The 19,425-nt window shown below is 61.6% G+C and carries 14 protein-coding genes; 3 read left to right on the top strand and 11 right to left on the bottom strand.

Annotated elements, in window-relative coordinates; all coding sequences use genetic code 11:
* Positions 1 to 96 precede the first annotated feature (96 nt).
* Positions 97 to 894, bottom strand: a complete 798-nt coding sequence (locus AADW18_RS02745) for an SDR family oxidoreductase (RefSeq protein WP_337341809.1) — start codon at positions 892 to 894, stop codon at positions 97 to 99.
* Between the two features lie 179 nt (positions 895 to 1,073).
* Here AADW18_RS02745 and AADW18_RS02750 point away from each other — a divergent pair, with 179 nt between their 5' ends.
* Positions 1,074 to 2,798: an IlvD/Edd family dehydratase gene (locus AADW18_RS02750; RefSeq protein ID WP_337341810.1), complete on the top strand. Its 1,725-nt coding sequence runs from the start codon at positions 1,074 to 1,076 to the stop codon at positions 2,796 to 2,798.
* A 493-nt stretch (positions 2,799 to 3,291) separates the two neighbouring features.
* On the opposite strand, the gene AADW18_RS02755 is transcribed toward AADW18_RS02750, so the two are convergent.
* The 8 genes from AADW18_RS02755 to AADW18_RS02790 form a co-directional block, all read right to left on the bottom strand.
* Entirely contained in the window at positions 3,292 to 3,471 is a 180-nt protein-coding gene (locus tag AADW18_RS02755) for a hypothetical protein (RefSeq protein WP_337341811.1), read from the bottom strand.
* Entirely contained in the window at positions 3,468 to 4,622 is a 1,155-nt protein-coding gene (locus AADW18_RS02760; protein WP_337341812.1) for a PepSY-associated TM helix domain-containing protein, read from the bottom strand. Before AADW18_RS02760 ends, AADW18_RS02755 begins: the two co-directional genes overlap by 4 nt.
* Positions 4,623 to 4,640: 18 nt before the next feature.
* Positions 4,641 to 6,728, bottom strand: a complete 2,088-nt coding sequence (locus tag AADW18_RS02765) for a TonB-dependent siderophore receptor (protein WP_337341813.1) — start codon at positions 6,726 to 6,728, stop codon at positions 4,641 to 4,643.
* Between the two features lie 581 nt (positions 6,729 to 7,309).
* The gene (locus AADW18_RS02770; RefSeq protein WP_337342107.1) at positions 7,310 to 10,483 is read right to left on the bottom strand and encodes a CusA/CzcA family heavy metal efflux RND transporter; all 3,174 of its coding nucleotides are present in this window, start codon (positions 10,481 to 10,483) and stop codon (positions 7,310 to 7,312) included.
* A gap of 25 nt (positions 10,484 to 10,508) precedes the next feature.
* Positions 10,509 to 11,780 carry an efflux RND transporter periplasmic adaptor subunit gene (locus AADW18_RS02775; RefSeq protein ID WP_337341814.1) on the bottom strand — a complete coding sequence of 424 codons (1,272 nt, stop codon included), beginning with the start codon at positions 11,778 to 11,780 and terminating at the stop codon, positions 10,509 to 10,511.
* Positions 11,777 to 13,057, bottom strand: a complete 1,281-nt coding sequence (locus AADW18_RS02780) for a TolC family protein (protein WP_337341815.1) — start codon at positions 13,055 to 13,057, stop codon at positions 11,777 to 11,779. Before AADW18_RS02780 ends, AADW18_RS02775 begins: the two co-directional genes overlap by 4 nt.
* Positions 13,058 to 13,116: 59 nt before the next feature.
* On the bottom strand, positions 13,117 to 13,536 hold the full coding sequence (locus AADW18_RS02785; RefSeq protein ID WP_337341816.1) for a hypothetical protein: 420 nt from the start codon (positions 13,534 to 13,536) through the stop codon (positions 13,117 to 13,119).
* Positions 13,537 to 13,601: 65 nt separating this feature from the next.
* On the bottom strand, positions 13,602 to 14,435 hold the full coding sequence (locus AADW18_RS02790; RefSeq protein ID WP_337341817.1) for an AraC family transcriptional regulator: 834 nt from the start codon (positions 14,433 to 14,435) through the stop codon (positions 13,602 to 13,604).
* Positions 14,436 to 14,561: 126 nt separating this feature from the next.
* On the opposite strand from AADW18_RS02790, the gene AADW18_RS02795 reads away from it, so the two are divergent.
* Positions 14,562 to 15,497, top strand: a complete 936-nt coding sequence (locus tag AADW18_RS02795; protein WP_337341818.1) for an alpha/beta hydrolase — start codon at positions 14,562 to 14,564, stop codon at positions 15,495 to 15,497.
* A gap of 584 nt (positions 15,498 to 16,081) precedes the next feature.
* Here AADW18_RS02795 and AADW18_RS02800 read toward each other — a convergent pair.
* On the bottom strand, positions 16,082 to 16,918 hold the full coding sequence (locus tag AADW18_RS02800; protein WP_337341819.1) for an NAD(P)H-dependent oxidoreductase: 837 nt from the start codon (positions 16,916 to 16,918) through the stop codon (positions 16,082 to 16,084).
* An 85-nt stretch (positions 16,919 to 17,003) separates the two neighbouring features.
* Between AADW18_RS02800 and AADW18_RS02805 the strand changes: the two genes are divergently transcribed.
* Positions 17,004 to 17,897, top strand: coding sequence for a LysR family transcriptional regulator (locus tag AADW18_RS02805; RefSeq protein ID WP_337341820.1), 894 nt, complete (start codon positions 17,004 to 17,006; stop codon positions 17,895 to 17,897).
* 329 nt (positions 17,898 to 18,226) lie between these two features.
* Here AADW18_RS02805 and AADW18_RS02810 read toward each other — a convergent pair whose 3' ends face one another.
* Positions 18,227 to 19,183 (bottom strand): MBL fold metallo-hydrolase, encoded by a 957-nt coding sequence (locus AADW18_RS02810; RefSeq protein WP_337341821.1) that lies wholly within the window; start codon positions 19,181 to 19,183, stop codon positions 18,227 to 18,229.
* Positions 19,184 to 19,425 lie beyond the last annotated feature (242 nt).

Below are 19,425 nucleotides of genomic sequence, written 5' to 3' on the forward strand. Positions count from 1 at the left end.
GCCGTCCCGGCGCGAGCTCTTCCTCTCAGATCGCGGTGAAAGCGAAGAGCTCGCGCCGGGACCGCGTTCCTACAAAAAAACAAATTCGAGGCTGCCTCAGCTCCAGCCCGCATCCACCACGAATTCCTGGGCGGTGCAGGCGCGGGCATCGTCGGAGGCCAGGAACAGCACCATTCGCGCGATGTCTTCAGGCATGACCTTGTCCGGCAGGCACTGGTTGCGCTTCAGTTCGCGTTCGCCGGCCTCGTCCAGCCACAGGCGGACCTGGCGTTCGGTCATCACCCAACCCGGCGTGACGATGTTGATGCGGATGCGATCAGCGCCCAGTTCGCGGGCCAGACCGCGGGTCAGGCCATCCACCGATGATTTGGCTGTCGCGTAGACGGGATAGCCGGCCGTCTTGGTCTGCCAACCCGTCGAACCCAGGTTGATGATGGATCCTCCGCCCAGGTTACGCATGCCCGGCACCACCGCCTGGATGGCAAAGAAGGCGGCGCGTTGGTTGATAGCCACGCAGCGTTCCCAATACGCAGGTGTCACTGCCGCCAAAGCGTGGCGGTCGTCGCTGCCAACGTTGTTGACCAGCACATGAAAGTCGCCCAGTGCTGCAGCAGCTTCGATCAATGCTTGTTGCAGCGCAGCGACGTCCGTTACATCGCATCGCCGCCACCAGGGGCGCGCGAAACCTTCCATCGCCAGCCGTTCTGCCAACGCCGCGCTGTCGTCGTCGGCAATATCGATAAAGGCGACCGCAGCGCCCTGCCGTGCGAAGGCTTCCACCAAGGCGGCGCCTATGCCGGAACCCCCACCAGTGATAAATATCCGACGGCCTTGCAGGCTGCCGTAAACAGCGTCAGCAATGGGAGACGATGACTTCGATGCTTCGTTGCTCATGCGGTGAAATCCTGATGGGGTCGAGTCGTGATATTGATATACAAAAGAATATCGATGCGTTCTATTAATTTATTTTTGCAATATCAATATGCCCGGTAGGATGGCTGACGTAAAGCGGTACCCGGGGCCACCACCGCGAATGGATGCCGGGGAAAATCCAACACACCAACGGGGTTCGCATGGGCGCTCCAAAGAAACCGACTCGGCGCAGTCAGGCCTGGTTCGGGCATGAGGGCAAGAGCGGTTTTCTATATCGCAGTTGGCTCAAGAACCAGGGCTACCCGCACGACATGTTCGACGGCCGGCCGGTCATCGGCATCTGCAACACATGGTCGGAACTGACACCCTGCAACGGGCATTTCCGTGAGCTGGCCGAATTCGTCAAGCGCGGCGTCTACGAAGCTGGTGGCTTTCCGCTTGAGTTCCCGGTGATGTCGCCTGGCGAAACCCAGATGCGTCCGACAGCGATGCTGTTCCGCAATCTGGCCAGCATGGAAGTGGAAGAATCCATTCGCGGCAATCCCCTCGACGGCGTGGTGCTGTTGATGGGCTGCGACAAGACAACGCCCGCCCTGCTGATGGGTGCTGCAAGCTGCAATTTGCCCACCATCGGGTTGTCTGGTGGTCCCATGCTCAGTGGCAAATGGCGCGGCGGCGATCTGGGATCGGGCACCGGTGTGTGGAAAATGTCGGAGATGGTGCGCGCCGGAGAAATGAGCGCGGAAGAATTCGTCGAAGCCGAATCGAACATGCACCGCTCCAAGGGTCACTGCATGACGATGGGCACCGCTTCCACCATGGCCAACATGGTCGAAGCACTGGGCATGTCGCTGCCGGAGAACGCTGCCATCCCGGCCGTCGACAGCCGCCGCAGCCGATTGGCGCAGCTGACCGGCCGACGCATCGTGGAAATGGTCAACGAAGATTTGCGCATGTCGCAAATACTCACGCGCAAGGCGTTCGCCAATGCGATACGCACCAACGCGGCGATCGGTGGTTCAACCAATGCGGTGATCCACCTGCTGGCGATCGCCGGCCGCATGGGTGTGGATTTGAAGCTGGACGACTGGGACGAACTGGGCAGCAAGCTTCCCTGCCTGGTCAATCTGCAGCCTTCCGGCACTTACTTGATGGAAGATTATTACTACGCCGGCGGCCTACCCGCGGTGTTGCGTGAGATCAGCGAGCATCTGGATCTGGATGCGTTGACCGTCAACGGAAAAACCATCGGCGCGAACATCGCCAGCGCGCCCTGCTGGAACCGCGACGTCATCAAGCCGCTGGCCGAGCCGTTCAAACCCGAAGCCGGTATCGCGGTACTGCGCGGCAACTTGGCACCCGACGGCGCGGTCATCAAGCCATCCGCCGCCTCGCCGCATTTATTGCAGCACCGTGGCCGTGCGGTGGTGTTCGACAGCATTGAGGATTTCAACGCGCGTATCGACGATGAGAATCTCGATATCGACGAGCACTGCGTGATGGTGCTGCAAAACTGTGGCCCGCGCGGTTATCCCGGCATGGCAGAAGTCGGCAACATGCCGCTGCCGACCAAAGTCCTGAAGAAAGGCATCACCGACATGGTGCGCATTTCCGATGCGCGCATGAGCGGAACCGCCTACGGCACCGTGGTACTGCACACTTCGCCAGAAGCCGCCGCCGGCGGTCCGCTGGCGCTGGTGCGCGATGGAGACATCATCGAGCTCGACGTACCCAACCGTCGCGTGCACCTGGAAATCACCGACGAGGAAATGGCGGCGCGGCGCGCCCAATGGAAGGAACCTTCCCGCCCTGCCCGCGGCTGGTACAAGCTGTACGTCGATCACGTGCAGCAGGCGCATCTGGGGGCCGACCTGGACATCCTGGTCGGCGGCAGCGGAGCAGAGGTGCCGCGCGATTCGCATTGATTCAATGCGGACGTATCTGACTGGATCGTCACAAAAACGATGCCGCGACTAGCACCGTTCGTGTGGGAGCGACGTAAGTCGCGACGTTGATGTTTCCGGTCGCGACTCACGTCGCTCCCACAAGGATCGGTTCACTGCTTGTGTAGAGCCGAGCTTGCTCGGCTGATCCCATCCGCGGCCGGTCCAGCAACAACAGCGGAGCAAGCTCCGCTCTACGGCTGGGCATGCAGCGTTGGACAGCATCCTTGTGGAAGCGATGTGAGTCGCGAGGTTGATGTTTTCCGGTCGTGACTCACGTCGCTCCTACAAGGGTCGGTTCACTGCTTGCTCGGCTGAACCCGTCCGCAGCCGATCCAGCAACAGCAGCGGAGCGAGCTCCGCTCTACGGGGTAGGCTTGCAGCGTCGGCATAGCATCCTTGTGGGAGCGACGTAAGTCGCGACGTTGATGTCTCCGGTCGCGGCTTACGTCGCTCCTACAGGCAAGCAGAATCGCTACTGTCTCTTCGCCTGAACCACCGCCAAAACCAACACGCCGATAACCGCCCCCAACGCCATCCAGGAAATCGCGTCGAAAACGCCATCACCGATCAGCGCGCTCACCAAACCAACAACGCTGGCCAGCGCGATGATCGCTGGAATCCCAAAGGTACGGCGAAGTTCCGCACCACTCATCGCGCTGCCTCTACGGGAACTTCGGACACCAGCCCGCTCTCGAGTTCTTTCAGTCGAGTTTCGGTAGAGCCCCGCTTGGCCCACAGGTATAGGCCGCTGATCAATACGAACAGCGTGATCAGGTCCAGCAAAGCCCACAACAACTTCAACGGCAGCCCGCCGTAGTCGCCGAAATGCAGTGGCTGCGACAGCAACAGGATGCTCATGTAGAGCGGTAGCTCGGGTTGCGCGGTCAGTTCACCGGTTTCGACATCGATCAGCACCGGCTTGGTGATGCGCTCGGTAATGGGCGTATTGCCGTGCATGAAGATGCCGTAGTGATGCTCGCCGCTGTAGCCGGTGCCGGGAAAACTGACGAACGCCGGTTTCATGTCAGGTTCGGCAGCACGCGCCTTGGCGATAGCGGCGTCAACGGACGAGAAATGCGATGGCTTGGGGGCGTTCCGGTAGCGATCGCCCAGTTCGCCCAACTGCTGCGCCTGCCACGACTGTTCCAGCGGCTTGGCCAGCGTATTGATCGCGCCGGTCAAGCCCACCACCAGCGCCCATGCCACGGTGACGACACCCAGCAGATTGTGCAGGTCCAGCCAGGCCAGGCGCCGGCTTTTGCCCGTACGCAGCGTGCCGAACGACAGCTTGCGCATGAAGGGTGCGTACAACACCACGCCCGAAACAATGGCGATCACGAACAGCAACGTCATCGCGCCCAGGAACAACGTGCCGGCCAGGCCGGCGAACACATCGGTATGCAGGCGGTAGATGAAATACATCACCCCTTCGTTGAACGAGGGTGCCGGCAGTATCTCGCCAGTGTATTCATGCAGGATCACCGAATGCATTTCCGGCGGCGGCGTATCCGGCCGCGCACCGGTGGTCACGTAGACCGTCGGCCCGTGATCATCCCAGCCGAAGAACAACGGCACCTCGCCCGGGTAACGTACGAGTGCCTTTTCGATCAGCTGGTCCGCGTTGGCGCGCGGCATGCCGGCCGGCGCCGGTTCGGCCTCCGGATCTGCACCGGTGGCGTGAGCGATCTCTTCCCAGAAGATCAGCGGCAGGCCTGTCGCGAACAACAGCAACAGAAACAATGTGCACACCAGGCTGGTCCACTTATGGACCAGGAACCAGGCTTTGAGCGTGCTGCGTTTCATGCGATCAGATCATGCTTATCAAAAACGGTACGCGACCGTACCCACCAACGTACGGCCCATGCCGGTGAAGCAATCGCCGAAGGCGCGGCAAGGCGCGAAGTACTGCTTGTCGAACAGGTTGTTGGCGTTGATCGACAGCGACCAGTCACCGACGTCGTAGGAGACCAATGCGTCGGCCAGGGTGTAGCTGGGCGTGCGGAGGACACCTGCAACGCCGGTGGATTCCGTCGGACCCACGTAACGTCCACCCAAGCCAACGCGCAAGCTGCTGTCATCGTTCAGCCTAAACGTCTTGGCCGCCCAGACCGATGCGAGATGCTGCGGCACATCGCTCAGCCGCTGCCCTACTTCGTCGGCAAAGCTGCTGCGCGTCACCTCGGCGTCGTTGTAGCTGTAGTTGGCGTTGAGGGAAAATTCTCCGTCAAAGGCGAACGCGCCTTCCAACTCAAAGCCCTGCGAACGGATTTCGCCGGTCTGCACGGTGTTGAGAACGTTGTCCGGGTCATTGATCTGCCGATTCTTCTCTTTGATGCGATAGACGTTGGCAGTCACCAGCGCATCGCGGTTCGGCGCCCATTTCACGCCTGCCTCGTACTGGTTTCCGCGAATCGGCTTGAAGGCGTTGTCGTAGAAGTCCAGCCCCGGAACCGGCAGGAACGATTCCGAATAGCTCACATAAGGTGACCAACCCGCGGCGACTTCACCAATCACGCCCACTTTGAACGTGGTGGCTTCTTCGGTTTGTGCCGCCGAGCCTTCCGTCTCGGAACGCGCTCGATCTCGGCGGACGCCCAGCACCATGGAGATGCGATCCGCATAGCGAATCTGGTCCTGCACATACAATCCAACCTGCGTGTTGCGTTGATTGGGGTCACGGGAATATTCCGGCGCCACAACGCCGGTCGACACCGGATCATAGATATCGATGGGCGTGACCATGCCGAAGGCGGAATACGAACTCTGGCGGAAATCGCTGTAATCCACGCCGGTCAACAAACGGTGGCTGAAAGCACCGGTATCGAAGTTGTACTCGGCGCTGTTATCGGTGGTGAAAACCCGGATATCCGGCTTGATCGCGTAGGCATTGCGGTTGACGACCCGATCGGCATCATCGATAAACGGATCAGAAGGATTGCTGTAAACGTCCGGAAAGAGCTCCTGGAACGTGGTGTTGGCATCCGTGTAGCGCGAACTGCTACGCAGGGTGATGGCGTCGTTGAACTGATGCTCGACCAGCAACGTACCGGCGTTCAGGCGGGCATCCAGGCGGTCGTAGTTCTCGTCGCCCAAAAAAGTGGAGACGTCCAATCGCCGCGCGCCGCTGGCCTGCAATGTTGAAACAACCGGCAGGAATTGTTGGCTGGAGCCGGTTTCGTCCTTCTGGAACAACCCGATGAAAGTGATCTGTGTGTGATCGGTGGGACGCCAGGTCAGCGATGGCGACAACACCAGCCGGTCGTCAGGCAGCTTGTCAGTCTGCATTCCACTGTCGCGAGCGACCGCGACAATGCGGCCTGCCAGCGTATCGTTGTCGTTCAGTGGGCCGGTGACATCCACTTGCACCTGCTTGCGGTCGAAGCTGCCGTACTGCAACGCCACCTCACCCGCGGAGTTGAACTGCGGACGCTTGCTCACGGCGTTGATGATGCCGCCGCTGCCACCTGCTCCGTACAATACCGAAGACGGCCCACGCAGCACTTCCACTCGGTCAAGCGTGTAGACCTCCGGACGGGAGATCGGGCTGTAGTTGAAAACGGTCCGCATCCCGTCCAGATACTGCACGGGGTCCAGACCGCGGATGCTGGAAACATCTCCTCGTGTGTCCAAACCAAAGGATTCGGCCGTGACACCGGCGGTATAGCGGAAGACTTCCTGCACGTTGAGCGCGCCCCGCTCCCGGATTTGCTCGGCTGACACCACGCTGATCGCCTGCGGGGTCTCGACCAATGCGGTATCGGTCTTGGTTGCGGTGACGGCGCGTTCGCCTACTACCGTTATCTTGTCGAGCATCGTCGCATCCTGCGCCAAGGCGGCAGGAATCGCCCAGCTGGCCGGCAGCATCAAGGAAACCGCCAACAGCCGGCGACGAGGAGCGCGATCGATCATTTTTATGTAACCCCATTTACATTTGGACGGGCATTATCGATTTCCAGCAACGCTAATGCAACTCGTTCTCAACGGGGCAGTATCTTGGTGGGGCAAGCACGGCGGGTAGCGCCAAGACCTATGTCGGCGGTCAATCGTGATTGGCGGCAATGGCGGGATAGCAACTTTGTGGGAGCGACGTAAGTCGCGACGTTGCTGTTCCGGTCGCGACTTACGTCGCTCCCACAAGGAGTTTTTCGTGCCTTCGTAGAGCGGAGCTTGCTCGGCTGCTCTTGGCTCCGCGTCGGGCGATACCAAAAGCAAGAGCAGCGGAGCAAGCTCCGCTCTACGAGGTACTGCGTGCTGCTTGAGTAGAGCCGAGCTTGCTCGGCTGCTCTTGGCTCAGTGTTCGGGCGATACCAAAAGCAAGAGCAGCGGAGCAAGCTCCGCTCTACGAGGTACTGCGTGCTGCAGGCTCCGTGTTGCCCTTGAGTAGAGCCGAGCTGGCTCGGCTGCCCTTGGTTCCGCGTTCGGGCGATACGAAAAGCAAGAGCAGCGGAGCAAGCTCCGCTCTACGAGAGGCACCCTGGCGGCGAGAAGCGCTACTGCGGCACCGGCTGGTCCAAACCGCGATGCAGCCACCGATAAAGCGCCGGCAACACCAGCAACGTCAGCAACGTCGACGACACGATGCCGCCGATCACCACGGTCGCCAGCGGCCGTTGGACTTCCGAACCGGCACCCACATTGAACGCCATCGGCAGGAAACCCAGCGACGCTACCAACGCGGTCGTCAACACCGGCCGCAGTCGTCCCAGCGCGCCTTGCGTGATGGCGTCTTCGAGAGACGCGCCCTGCCCTTGCAACTTACGGATGAACGCGATCATCACCAGCCCGTTCAATACGGCCACGCCGGACAGCGCGATGAATCCGACACCGGCCGAGATCGACAACGGAATTCCCCGTAGCGCCAGCGCCGCCACGCCACCCGTCAGCGCCAACGGCACGCCGCTGAATACGATGGCCGCGTCCTTGACCGAGCCGAACGCGGCAAACAACAGGCCGAAGATGATCGCCAGCGTCACCGGCACCACGATGGACAGGCGCTGGCTTGCCGAGATCAACTGCTCGAACGTGCCTCCGTAGTCCACCCAATATCCGGCAGGCACCTCGACCTCCGCGGCGATTTTCTGCTGCAGCTCTTCGACGAAGCCGCCCAGGTCTCTTCCCCGCACATTGGCGGTGACGACCACGCGCCGCTTGCCGTTTTCACGATTGACCTGATTGGGTCCCAGCACCGTTTCCAGCTTCGCCACTTCGCGCAGCGGCACGGTACGCGGGAGGCTTCCCGCTCCACTGCCGGCCAGGCTGGATTCGTCGATATTGTTGCCAACGCCTAATGGAATCGGCAGATCCGCCAGCGCGGCCGGGTCGCGCCGCAGCCGTTCGGGCAGACGTACGATGATGTCGAAACGCCGGTCGCCTTCGAAGAGTTGTCCGGATACTTCACCGCCCACCGCGGTAGCCACGGTTTCCTGCACCGCGCCGGGATTCAATCCGTAACGCACCAGCGCCTGGCGATCAGGAATGACGGTCAGCACCGGTAAGCCGGTCGCCTGCTCGAGCTTTACGTCGGCTGCGCCGGAGACGGTTTTTGCGACGGTTTCGATGCGCTCGCCCACTTCCACCAGCGTGTCCAGATCGTCGCCGTAGAGCTTGATCGCCACGTCGGCGCGAACACCGGAGATCAGTTCGTTCATCCGCATCTGGATCGGCTGGGTGAACTCATAGTTGTTTCCCGGCAACTCCTTCACCGCGGTCTCGATTTCGGCGATCAGCTTCGCTCTCGGCTTGCGAGGGTCAGGCCACTCGGCACGTGGTTTCATTATCAGGAAAGTGTCGGCCACGGACGGCGGCATCGGATCGGTGGCCACCTCGGCTGTGCCGATCTTGCCGAACACTTGGTCGACTTCCGGAAAGCGTTTGATCCGTGCTTCCAGCGTCGCTTGCATCTTCACCGCTTGGTCCAGGCCGGTGCCAGGAATACGCAGCGCGTGCAGCGCGATATCGCCTTCGTCGAGCGTCGGTATGAACTCCGTACCCAAACGCGTCGCAAGCAGTCCGCACAGGACCACCAGCGCCGCCGCACCACCCATGACCCATGCCCGCCGCTTCAATGCCCACATCAGCAACGGCGCATAGCGACGCTTGGCCCAGCGCATCGCACGGTTCTCTTTTTCATCGACCTTGCCACCGAGGAACAAAGCGACAGCTGCTGGCACGAAAGTCAGCGACAACAACATGGCGCCCGTCAGTGCCAACACCACGGTGATCGCCATCGGATGAAACATTTTTCCTTCGATACCGCTGAGGGCGAAGATTGGAAGATAGACCGCGGTGATGATGCCCAGGCCGAACAGGCTGGGCCGTATCACTTCCGCCGTGGCCGAGGCGGTCGTGTCCAGGCGCTCTTCCTCGGTCATCGGCCTGCCCAACTGCTGCTGCATTTCACCGAAGCGGCGCAGGCAGTTCTCGATGATGATCACGGCGCCATCCACGATCAGTCCGAAATCCAGCGCTCCCAGGCTCATCAGATTGCCGGAGACACCGCCGCGCACCATGCCGAAAACGGTGAACAGCATCGCCAACGGAATGACGGCCGCGGTGATCAGCGCGGCGCGGAAATTACCCAACAGCAGGAACAACACCGCGATCACCAGCAACGCGCCTTCGATCAGGTTCTTGGAGACGGTCTGGATGGTGCGGTCGACGAGCGTGGTGCGGTCATAGACCGGTTTGGCGCTGACACCTGCCGGCAAACTGGCATTGGCCGCCTCCAGTTTGGCCGCCGCGGCTTGCGCGACTTCGCGGCTGTTGGCGCCGACCAGCATGAATACAGTACCCAGTACGACTTCGCGACCGTTCTGCGTAGCGGCCCCGTTACGCAGCTCCGGTCCTTCTGCGACGTCAGCGACATCGCGCACGCGGATCGGCACTCCGTCGCGCCGGTCCAGCACGATGTCCCTGATCGCATCCAGATCGGCCACCTGTCCCGGCACTCGAACCAGAAACTGCTGCCCGTTGCGCTCGATATAGCCGGCACCGACATTCTGATTGTTGGCCGCCACCGCCGTGACCACGTCGTGCAGCGTGAATCCCAATGCCACCAGCTTGGCCGGTTCGGGTGTGATGTGGATCTGCCGCGCGAAGCCGCCAATGGTGTTGACTTCGGTAACGCCAGGCGTGTTGCGCAACTGTGGACGCACCACCCAATCCTGCAGCGTGCGCAGGTCGGTGGCGTTCCATGGCGAGCCGTCTTTTTTACGCGCGTCGGGCTTTGCCTCGACGGTGTACATCAGGATTTCGCCGAGGCCGGTCGCGATAGGCCCCATCTCCGGCTCCAGGCCGGCCGGCAGCTGAGATTTAACTTGCTGCAAACGCTCTGCCACCTGCTGCCGCGCGAAGTAGAGGTCGGTGCCGTCATTGAACGCCACGGTGACCTGCGATAACCCGTAGCGGGAAATCGAGCGGCTGTAGTCCAGTCCGGGGAGACCCGACATGGCGGTTTCGATGGGGAAAGTGACGCGCTGTTCGGATTCCAGCGGCGAATAGCCTGTCGTCTCGGTGTTGATCTGGACCTGGACATTGGTGATGTCAGGCGTTGCATCGATGGGCAGCTGGGTGAAGCTCCATCCGCCCAGAAACATCAGCGCCAAGGTGAGCGCCATCATCAGCCATCGATGAGCGATGGCGAACCGGATGATGCGTTCCAGCACGCCCGGAGTGTCGGGAAACGTTCTCTCAGTGGTCATGAGAGGCTCCGGATTTTTCAATGTCGGCCTTCACCAGATAACTCTGCTCAGTGACCACCTGATCGCCGGGTTTGATGCCCGACAGGATTTCAACGCGCTCGCCATCGCGCTTGCCCAACTCCACCGGGCGCACTTCATAGGTGTCGCCGATGCGGATGAAGACCACGTCCCAGTCGCGAAACGTCTGCAATGCCGTCAGCGGCACGGCCAATGCGACCGGCTGTTGCTCGACTGTGATGCGCGCCTTGACCGCGGAACCCGGACGCCACAGCCCATCGGTATTGGCAAGCGTGGCGCGCGCCACCGTGCTTTGGCTGGCGGTGGCGGTGCCGGGCAGCACGCGCTCCAGCACCGTTTCGGCGGTAACGCCATCGCTCATGCGAGTGACCTCGACCGGCACGCCAGGCACGATGTGCTGGGCATCGGCGCCGAAGATGTGCAGATCGACCCAGAGCGAAGAAAGATCGGCGATTTCGAACAGGGCCATGCCCTCGCCCGCGACCGCACCGACGGAAGCGCTGCGCGCCAGCACCACGCCGGATATGGGAGCGGTCACGGTGTAGGTGGTCAGGCTGAGATTGCTTTCGATGGTGGCCAACGGCTGCCCGGCGCGCACCCGATCGCCCACGTTCGCGCGCAAACTACGGATGGGACCGGGAAAGCGCGCCATCACGTGCGCGGCACGGCCTTCGATGGGTGTCAGCAATCCCTGCACTTCATGCTCGTCGGCGATTACGCCCGCACCCGCGGGCGCGACACGAATGCCGGAATCCTGCGCTATGGCCGCATCGATCCGGGTACGGCCTTCGTAGCTGGGATAGCGCCACCGCAGCGATTGCGTACCGATCCTCGCCAGTACTTCGACGTCGAAGGAGTGCGGTTCGCCCACGACGGTGGCTGCCATCAGGCTGCCGTCGCGGCTTGGGGTCAGGACATGATTCTCCGCCACATTGCCCAAGCGGGTCAGCCGTACCTCGACGCTGCCCGCGTTGGGCGGCAGGGGCTTGTCGCGCTGGTACAGCCACGCCTGGTATTTCGGCGGCGTGCCCTCTTCGGCGATAGCGAGTTCCACGGTGTAACCGTCCTGCTCCAGCAAGCGGCCACCATGCGCGCCCCGCTTCGCTTCCTCGGCACCGCCGGCATGCCCATGCGCGTCCGAGCCGCCCTCGTTTTCTTCATGAGCGTGCTCGTCGTTGGATTTGCCGCATGCGGCCAGCAGAAGAACCAACGTCAACGTACCCAATAACCGTTGTGGCTTCATGGGGAAACTCCTTGGGGGGCAGAAGCGGCGGGCACGGCGACGAACGCCTGGCCGGTGAGCCGCTGGATTTCGATGAGGGCACGCTGGGCTTCCAGCGCGGCTTCGAGGCGTTGCTTGAGCGCAGCGGTGCGCTCGTTCTGCAACTGCGCCCATTCCAGATAACTAATGGCGCCCGCACGATAGGCGCGTTCCGCCGCGGCTTCGGCCTTGGCGAGCTTGGGCAACACATCCGAATGCAGTCGCCCAGCTTCCGATTGCGCGACACGATATTGGCCATGCGCTTCCGCCAGGGTGGAATACAACGCCAAACCTTGCGCTTCCCGTTCGATTTCGACGATCGCCAGTTCGGCTTCCGCCATGCGGATATCCGGTGCCGCGCGTGCGGCGCCACCCAACGGCACGGAAACGCTGCCGACAAAGCCGAAGTCGCTGCTGGCTTGCAGACGTCGCACGCCTACCTGCCATTGCAGATCCGGCGCGGCCTGGCTGCGTGCCAGTTGCAGGCGGGCCTCGCCTATCCGGCGCTCGTCGGCGAAGCGCGCCAACTCCGGTGTCTCGGCCAGTGCTTCACTCAAAGCGGTGAAGTCGGCGATGGCGGGCAGGACCAGCGGATCGCCTGCGACCACTTCGAAACCGGGATCACGCTCACCCCACAGCGCCGCCAAGTGCTGACGCGCTGCCGTTGCGCGCTGCCCCGCCCGCTCGCGATCCAACTCCGCGCGCGCCAATGCGGCCTGCGCTGTCAGCACCACCGATTCGGGCGAAGCCCCTGCCGCCAACCGACGCTGAGCCGCCGCCACGGTGCGCTGGCGCTGAGCGATATCGTGTTCCGCGATGCGGCGCTGATGTTGGCTGGCGCTGACGGCGAGGTAGCGCCGTGCCACTTCCGCCAGCAAATCCAGCCGTTTGGTTTCCCGCTGCATCGCCAATGCATCGATACGGCTTTGGACGAGCGTGCGCCGGGCGTCCAGCTTGCCACCTCGCTCCAATACCGAAGCAAGCGTCAGGCTGATTTCGGCGCCATCGAGACCACTGGCTTCACCACTGCCCAAGGCGTTTTCGACCTCTAGGCCAACGGACTGCGGCGGCCGTAGTGCCGCGCGTTCGGACTCGGCGGCCAGCAAGCCGCGCTGGCTTTCGATCAAACGCAAATCGGGATGGGATTGGGCGACCCGCGCGAACGCGTCGTCCAGGGTCAATACTTCGGGCGACTGCGCCGACGCTTGCACGCACGGTACAGCCGCGAAGACGGCAATCGCCGCCAAACGCAACCACATGGGGATTCTCCAGATAACCGGTCAATGACGAGCAGCCGGCATGACGCCGGCTCTGAACGTCAGGTGGCTATCGGAGGACGGAAATGGTCGGAATACGCTTGTGGAAGCCGCTGCTCGACCTGTGCCGGCAGCGAGCCGCTACGCGTGGGGACGACATCCGGCACATGGAAGCCGTTGTACATCGCGGTCAAATGGCCGCAGCAATGGCTGGCGTGCATCAAGGCATGCAGGAAATCGTCGGTCTCATCGCCTTCATCTCCGTGCAGGCCATGCTCGGAGCGCAAATGCTCGGCGAAATCAGGACCGGCGAGATCGGAGCCATGTTCGTCCGCATTGTGCGAATGGCCCGACCCGGCGCCGACATCATGCAAATCGCTTACCGCCACCAGGATCGGGTTCACCAACGCAGCCAGCATCAGCAACGCCATCGTGGATTGGCGAAGCAGAAGAGCCAAGGTGCGGGCGGCATGACGCGGCATGGTCAACGATGCTACGGGAACGGCCGTGGGTTAGGCAATCACACCGACTGCCGGGCGTTGCGCGATCAATGCCTGGCTTCCAGCGTTTGTTTCCATTCCCGTGGCGACATTCCGAAGGTCGTCCTGAAGGATCTGGACAGCGCCGATTCGCTGCCGTAGCCGACCTCGCTGGCGATGATCTTGAGCGAGCGTCCTTGCCTGAGTGCCTGCTGCACGAGCGAAGCCCGCCACCGCTGCAAATAGACCCCGGGCGTGCAGCCCACAGCTTCCCGGAACGCATTCGCGAAAACGCTCCGCGACATGCCCGCGCGCGATGCCAGCGCTTCCAGGCTCCAGTCTTCGGCGGGTTTTTCATGCATGGCGACCATGGCCAGCCGCAACTTGGGATGCGCCAGGCCCGCCAGCATTCCGACCTGCGTCTGGCCACTATTCATCAGATGGCGCAGGATCTGGATCAGCACCACTTCGAACAATCTGTCCAGCAGCGCTCTGCGTCCGCACCGTTGCTCGAATGCCTCTTCGAATATCAACGCCAGCACATCCTCCGATCCCTTGAGCTGCTCCAGCGGCAAGCACACGAATGCGGGCAGCGTGGCCGCGATCGGATTCGTGCTTCCGCCTTCGAATCGCAGATTGGCGCAGGTCAATTCGGCGCCTTCTGTCGGATCCGTTACGAAGCGATGCGCCAGGGGCCGTGGATAAAGCAGCAAGCTGGGCGTGGTGATGCGTAGATCCTCAGCCCCGTGGTGACTTACGACCACGGCACCGCGCTTGACCAGGTGCAGCTGGCCGATATCGCCTTCCGGGGCCAGGTCATTGATCCCGCACAGCATTCCTGCATGGAACATCTGGGCCTTCACTGAGAAGCGTTCAAACAAGGCTTCGAGCCGGTCGGCCATTTTGATACTCCTGGTCATGTTTTCCGGATTATATGCCGCATTTCGTACCGAAGATGCTTCAAAGTACGTCCTACCAACAGGCACTTCCCACCCACCCCGATCCGCAACATCCCCAAGGAGCACACCATGAACTTCCTGTCCCGCACCCTGGCTACCGCCGTACTGGCGACAGCCGTTTCCGCCTCCACCGAAGCCGCACAGCCAGCCAAATCGCAAGGCAATGTCCCCGCCGGCAGCTACATCACCACGCAGGATGGCGTGCAGCTCTATTACAAGGATTGGGGCCCGAAGAACGGCCCGGTCGTCACCTTCAGCCATGGCTGGCCGCTGAACTCGGACAGTTGGGAATCGCAGATGATCTTCCTGGCGTCGCAAGGTTATCGCGTGGTCGCTCATGATCGCCGTGGCCATGGCCGCTCCAGCCAACCGTGGGACGGCAACGACATGGATCACTATGCCGATGACCTGGCGGCAGTGATCGAAGCCCTCGACCTGAAAGATGCGACGCTGGTTGGTTTCTCGACGGGTGGTGGCGAAGTGGCGCGCTATATCGGCCGTCATGGAACGAGCCGGGTCAAGAAAGCCGTGCTGGTCAGCGCTGTGCCACCCCTGATGCTCAAGACGGACAGCAATCCTGGCGGCCTGCCGCTCGAAGTGTTCGACGGGCTGCGCAAGGCTTCACTGGACAACCGTTCGCAGCTTTATCTGGACATCGCGTCGGGCCCGTTCTTCGGCTTCAACCGTCCTGGTGCAAAACCTTCGCAAGGATTGATCCAGTCGTTCTGGGTGCAAGGCATGCAGGCCGGCCACAAGAACACCTACGACTCGATCGCCGCGTTCTCGGCCACCGACTTCCGTGAAGACCTGAAGAAGTTCGATGTGCCGACGCTGGTGATCCATGGCGACGACGATCAAATCGTTCCACTCGATGCATCGGGCAAGGCATCGGCCAAACAGATCAAAGGTGCTGAGCTGATCGTTTATGAAGGTGCGCCGCACGGTTTGACCGACACGCACAAGGATCGGCTCAATCAGGACCTGTTGAACTTCATCCGGAAATAAGCGTTCGTCTGAAGTGGTGTTTGCGAACCAGAGAGCCCCGCATGCGGGGCTCTCTGCTATTCGTAGGAACAACCATGACGCTGTAGGAGCGCCGTCTCGGCGCGAGCTTTTTGCTTCTATGGCGATTGGTTCTATGGCGATCTGACGGGAAGAGCTCGCGGCGGGACGCCGCTCCGCGCCTCGACGGTCTCCTAATGTGCACGATCAAGAGCGCGCCGCAGCGCGCCTAGGTGGCGAACCAGACAGCTTCAACTGCTCTTTGCTTCTGTTGCGATCACGGGAAGAGCTCGCGGCGGGACGCCGCTCCGCGCCTCGACGGTCTCCCAATGTGCACGATCAAGAACGCGCCGCAGCGCGCCCAGGTGGCGAACCAGACAGCTTCGACTGCTTTTTGCTTCTGTTGCGATCACGGGAAAATCTCGCGGCGGGACGCCGCTCCTACAACGGCGAAACAACCACAGCTTTTGGTAGGAGCGCCGTCTCGCCGCGAGCTCTTTTGCTTCTATGGCGATCTGGTGGGAAGAGCTCGCGGCGGGACGCCGCTCCTACAACAGAGAAACAACCATGACCTGTAGAAGCAGGCTTCAGAGTTCTTCCAGCTCGCGAACATCATTCATCGTGAGCTCTTCTTGCATCGGTTCTCCCGACTGAAGCAGGTGGATACGCGTACCACTCTCTCCAGCGCCGAGCCCGCCTTTCAGTACCTGCTGCGCATCGTAGTGGCCACCGTTCTGGCGCCGGTATGGAATCACGTCGTCGGTGAAAAGACCGTTGAGCCGGGCGCGATAACTCTCGGAGATCTCAGGCCAGTCCTCCGGCGTCAGCCTGTCGGCCTGATAGAGAACGAAGGGCGGAAGAACCGAAATACCAGGGTAATAAAGCGTTCCGTGCTGGATAGGCCACAACAGGTCTTCCAGCGGACCATTAACGCCGCGCGGAGAATAATGCGGCTCGCGGCCGCCAATCGTCACTGATAGCAGTGCTCGCCGGCCCAGCAAATTGCCTTCGCCATAGCGGTCGCCCCAACGCTCGCCGCCGTGCACACCCACGCCATAGGCAAAGCCGTAGGCGAACACACGCTCGACCCAGCCTTTCAGGATCGCGGGTGCCGAGAACCACCACATTGGAAACTGGAAGATGATGGCATCCGCCCAGATGAGTTTTTCCTGCTCGGCCTCGACGTCCGGACTTTGCGTCTTCGTTGCGTAACCGTGCTTTGATTCATTCGCGTACTTGAGCCGGTTGCCATCGACTGGATCAAGAAAGTCGCCGGCATCGGCAACCGCCTTCCAGCGCATGGCGTACAAATCCGACACCCGCACCTCATGGCCGAGACCGATCAGCGTCTCGACAGCCAGATCCTTGAGGGAACCATTGAGCGACCGCGGCTCGGGATGGGCATGGACGATAAGAACATTCATGGCGAAACCTCTGTTGCTGTATGCCAACAGGATCAGGCCAGGCCAGGTATATTGGAAATGAATTTCCAGTATTCCAGGTATTACCATGAATAATCTGCGGCGGCTCGATCTCAACTTGCTGGTGACGCTTGATGTTCTGCTTTCGGAACATAACGTCACCCGCGCGGCGGAACGTCTGAATTTCTCCCAGCCTTCGGTCAGCGTTCATCTCGCCAAGCTGAGGGACATCTTCGGGGATCCGCTGTTGCTGCCGGGGCCGCGAGGAATGCGGCCTACCGCCAAGGCCGACGAGTTGCGCGAACCTTTGCGGCAGGCGCTTGAAGCTCTCGAACAAGCGGTATCGCCCCCCGGTCCATTCGATCCTTCGCAGGCCCGCCATACCTGGCGTGTTGCCGCGGCTGATTACGGCGAATCGACGGTCCTATTGCCGGCGTTGGCAGGGTTGCGTTCTGCAGCGCCCGGCACGCGGCTGGCAGTCATGCAAATGGTGCCGTCACGCATCGCCAAGCAAGCCGAACAAGGCGAAATAGACCTCGCCCTGCACACGACCGAGGGTGCTCCTTCCGGATTGCATCGGCGTGCACTCTTTAGCGAACGGTATGTGCTGGCAGGCCGCGCGGGCCATCCACGCCTGAAACGAAAGCCCACGCTTTCGCAGTTCTGCGAACTTGAGCATGTGATCGTGTCGCCGGACGGCGGGGGGTTCCAGGGCATCACCGACGAAGTACTCGCAGAAGCCGGGTTGGCGCGCCGCGTGGTGCTTTCCGTGCCGCATTTTCTTTTCTTGATATCGGTCCTGGTCAACACCGATCTCGTCGCAATGCTGCCTTCGCGCTTGGTGCGCAATACCAGTGCGCTTCGGGTGATCGAGCCGCCTGTCGATGTACCTGGCTATGAAATGGCGATGCTCTGGCATGAGCGCCGGCATCGTGATCCGGCGCATCAATGGCTGCGAGATCACATCGCGACTTCGGTGTGATCGCGCCCCGATAACTGCTCAGCGCTCGGGATGAAGAACGCGCCGCAGTGCGGCAAGATGGCGAACAACCGAGCACTCGGGAAGCCTGGAATTTCCGTGTGAAGAGCCCTGGGTGCGCTGCGCTTACCCAGGCTACGGATTGCTGAATCGTGCCGGCGCATCGATGGCTGCGCGAGCACATCGCGGCTTCGGTCTGATCCGCGCCAGGTGGCGTAGCCCGGATAAGGCCAAAGGCCGCATCCGGGGGCGCTTCACACGGAAACTTCCAGTTTTCCCGCCGGACAAGAGTATCTGCGGGGGATGCGGCTTGAGCGCAGGAACTTCCTGTTTTATTCCTCCGGCACCCAGACAAAGCTTTCGCCCTGGCTGCGGATATGGCCTATGCCAGGGAAGGGAAAGTGGACGGAGTAGATGCGCAGATTTTCATCGACGGCGCGCTGCAACAAGGTACGCCGGCTTGCCTCGGCGGTGGGAGCATTTTCGTCATAGGCGATGGTCCACTCGGGGCGTTGGACCGAAATCACGTAGTGGTGCGCCGAATCGCCAATGTAGAGCAGGCGCTGGTCGCCCGACGCGATCTCGTATGCACTGTGGCCGGACGTATGGCCGTTGACCGCGACGGCTGTGACCAGCCCGGGCAGGATGGCGGCGCCGGGCTCGAATGTCGCGACCTTGGGTGTGATCGCGGAAACCAGATTGGATGAATCGCTATCGGCCTTGAGAGCCTCCCATTCCGGTGCCGAGATGTGGATGGCGGCATTGGGGAACGCAAGTGCGCCATCGGCCAATAACAGGCCGCCTGCGTGGTCCTGGTGGCGATGCGAGATGAAAATGTCCGTGACTTGCGAGGGCTCGACCCCAGCGGCGACTAGCGAAGCAGGCAAGCGGCCGGCCTTGGCGAACGATGCATCGGCCGCACCGGTATCGAACAACAGTACCTGCGACCCGCTCTGGACCAGCAACGGCTGGATGCTGAGATGAAGCGCATCGGTGGGTTGACCGGCAGCGGCGAGCACCGCGGATACTTCGCTACTCGGCCGGCCTACGCCGAAGGTCTTGCCATCATTGGGAGCATTGATCTCGCCGTCTTTCAGAGCGACGGCGTCCAGGGTGCCGACCTTGAAGCGGAAAATGTCCGGGCTTTGAGAAGTCTCGGCGCTCTCGGCCGGCGCAGCGGGCGGTGGTGCGGCTTCGGTTTCCCGGGATGGCTGCTCTTGCGAGCACGCGGAAAAGAGCATCACGGGAGCCAGGGCAGCAAGCAGGACGAATGCTTTGTTACGGATCATGGGGGATCGCCTGAAGGGGATTCGTGGCAACTGTATCGCGGCTGCACTTCTTGGGCGATATGTGCAAGCGGCACTTCTCCGGTTCCCTAGGAAAAATTCAGGAACTCGTTATCCCAGCGAAAGCTGGGATCCATCTGCTCAGAGATCTACAAGCAACATGGATCCCAGCTTTCGCTGGGATGACGGCTTGAGAAAGACACGTAGCTGAGATTTGATGCCAATCAGATCCTCAGTTGACATGT

Origin of the sequence: Pseudoxanthomonas sp. CCNWLY206-1 (assembly GCF_039710385.1) — a bacterium.
Lineage (GTDB): Bacteria > Pseudomonadota > Gammaproteobacteria > Xanthomonadales > Xanthomonadaceae > Pseudoxanthomonas_A.

What these genes read in the sequence shown, in the direction of transcription:
- AADW18_RS02775 (WP_337341814.1), bottom strand. Translation starts at nt 11,780, where the DNA reads ATGAAGCCACAACGGTTATTGGGTACGTTGACGTTGGTTCTTCTGCTG.
- AADW18_RS02800 (WP_337341819.1), bottom strand. Translation starts at nt 16,918, where the DNA reads ATGAATGTTCTTATCGTCCATGCCCATCCCGAGCCGCGGTCGCTCAAT.
- AADW18_RS02810 (WP_337341821.1), bottom strand. Translation starts at nt 19,183, where the DNA reads ATGATCCGTAACAAAGCATTCGTCCTGCTTGCTGCCCTGGCTCCCGTG.
- AADW18_RS02765 (WP_337341813.1), bottom strand. Translation starts at nt 6,728, where the DNA reads ATGATCGATCGCGCTCCTCGTCGCCGGCTGTTGGCGGTTTCCTTGATG.
- AADW18_RS02750 (WP_337341810.1), top strand. Translation starts at nt 1,074, where the DNA reads ATGGGCGCTCCAAAGAAACCGACTCGGCGCAGTCAGGCCTGGTTCGGG.
- AADW18_RS02785 (WP_337341816.1), bottom strand. Translation starts at nt 13,536, where the DNA reads ATGCCGCGTCATGCCGCCCGCACCTTGGCTCTTCTGCTTCGCCAATCC.
- AADW18_RS02790 (WP_337341817.1), bottom strand. Translation starts at nt 14,435, where the DNA reads ATGGCCGACCGGCTCGAAGCCTTGTTTGAACGCTTCTCAGTGAAGGCC.
- AADW18_RS02795 (WP_337341818.1), top strand. Translation starts at nt 14,562, where the DNA reads ATGAACTTCCTGTCCCGCACCCTGGCTACCGCCGTACTGGCGACAGCC.
- AADW18_RS02755 (WP_337341811.1), bottom strand. Translation starts at nt 3,471, where the DNA reads ATGAGTGGTGCGGAACTTCGCCGTACCTTTGGGATTCCAGCGATCATC.
- AADW18_RS02780 (WP_337341815.1), bottom strand. Translation starts at nt 13,057, where the DNA reads ATGTGGTTGCGTTTGGCGGCGATTGCCGTCTTCGCGGCTGTACCGTGC.
- AADW18_RS02760 (WP_337341812.1), bottom strand. Translation starts at nt 4,622, where the DNA reads ATGAAACGCAGCACGCTCAAAGCCTGGTTCCTGGTCCATAAGTGGACC.
- AADW18_RS02745 (WP_337341809.1), bottom strand. Translation starts at nt 894, where the DNA reads ATGAGCAACGAAGCATCGAAGTCATCGTCTCCCATTGCTGACGCTGTT.
- AADW18_RS02805 (WP_337341820.1), top strand. Translation starts at nt 17,004, where the DNA reads ATGAATAATCTGCGGCGGCTCGATCTCAACTTGCTGGTGACGCTTGAT.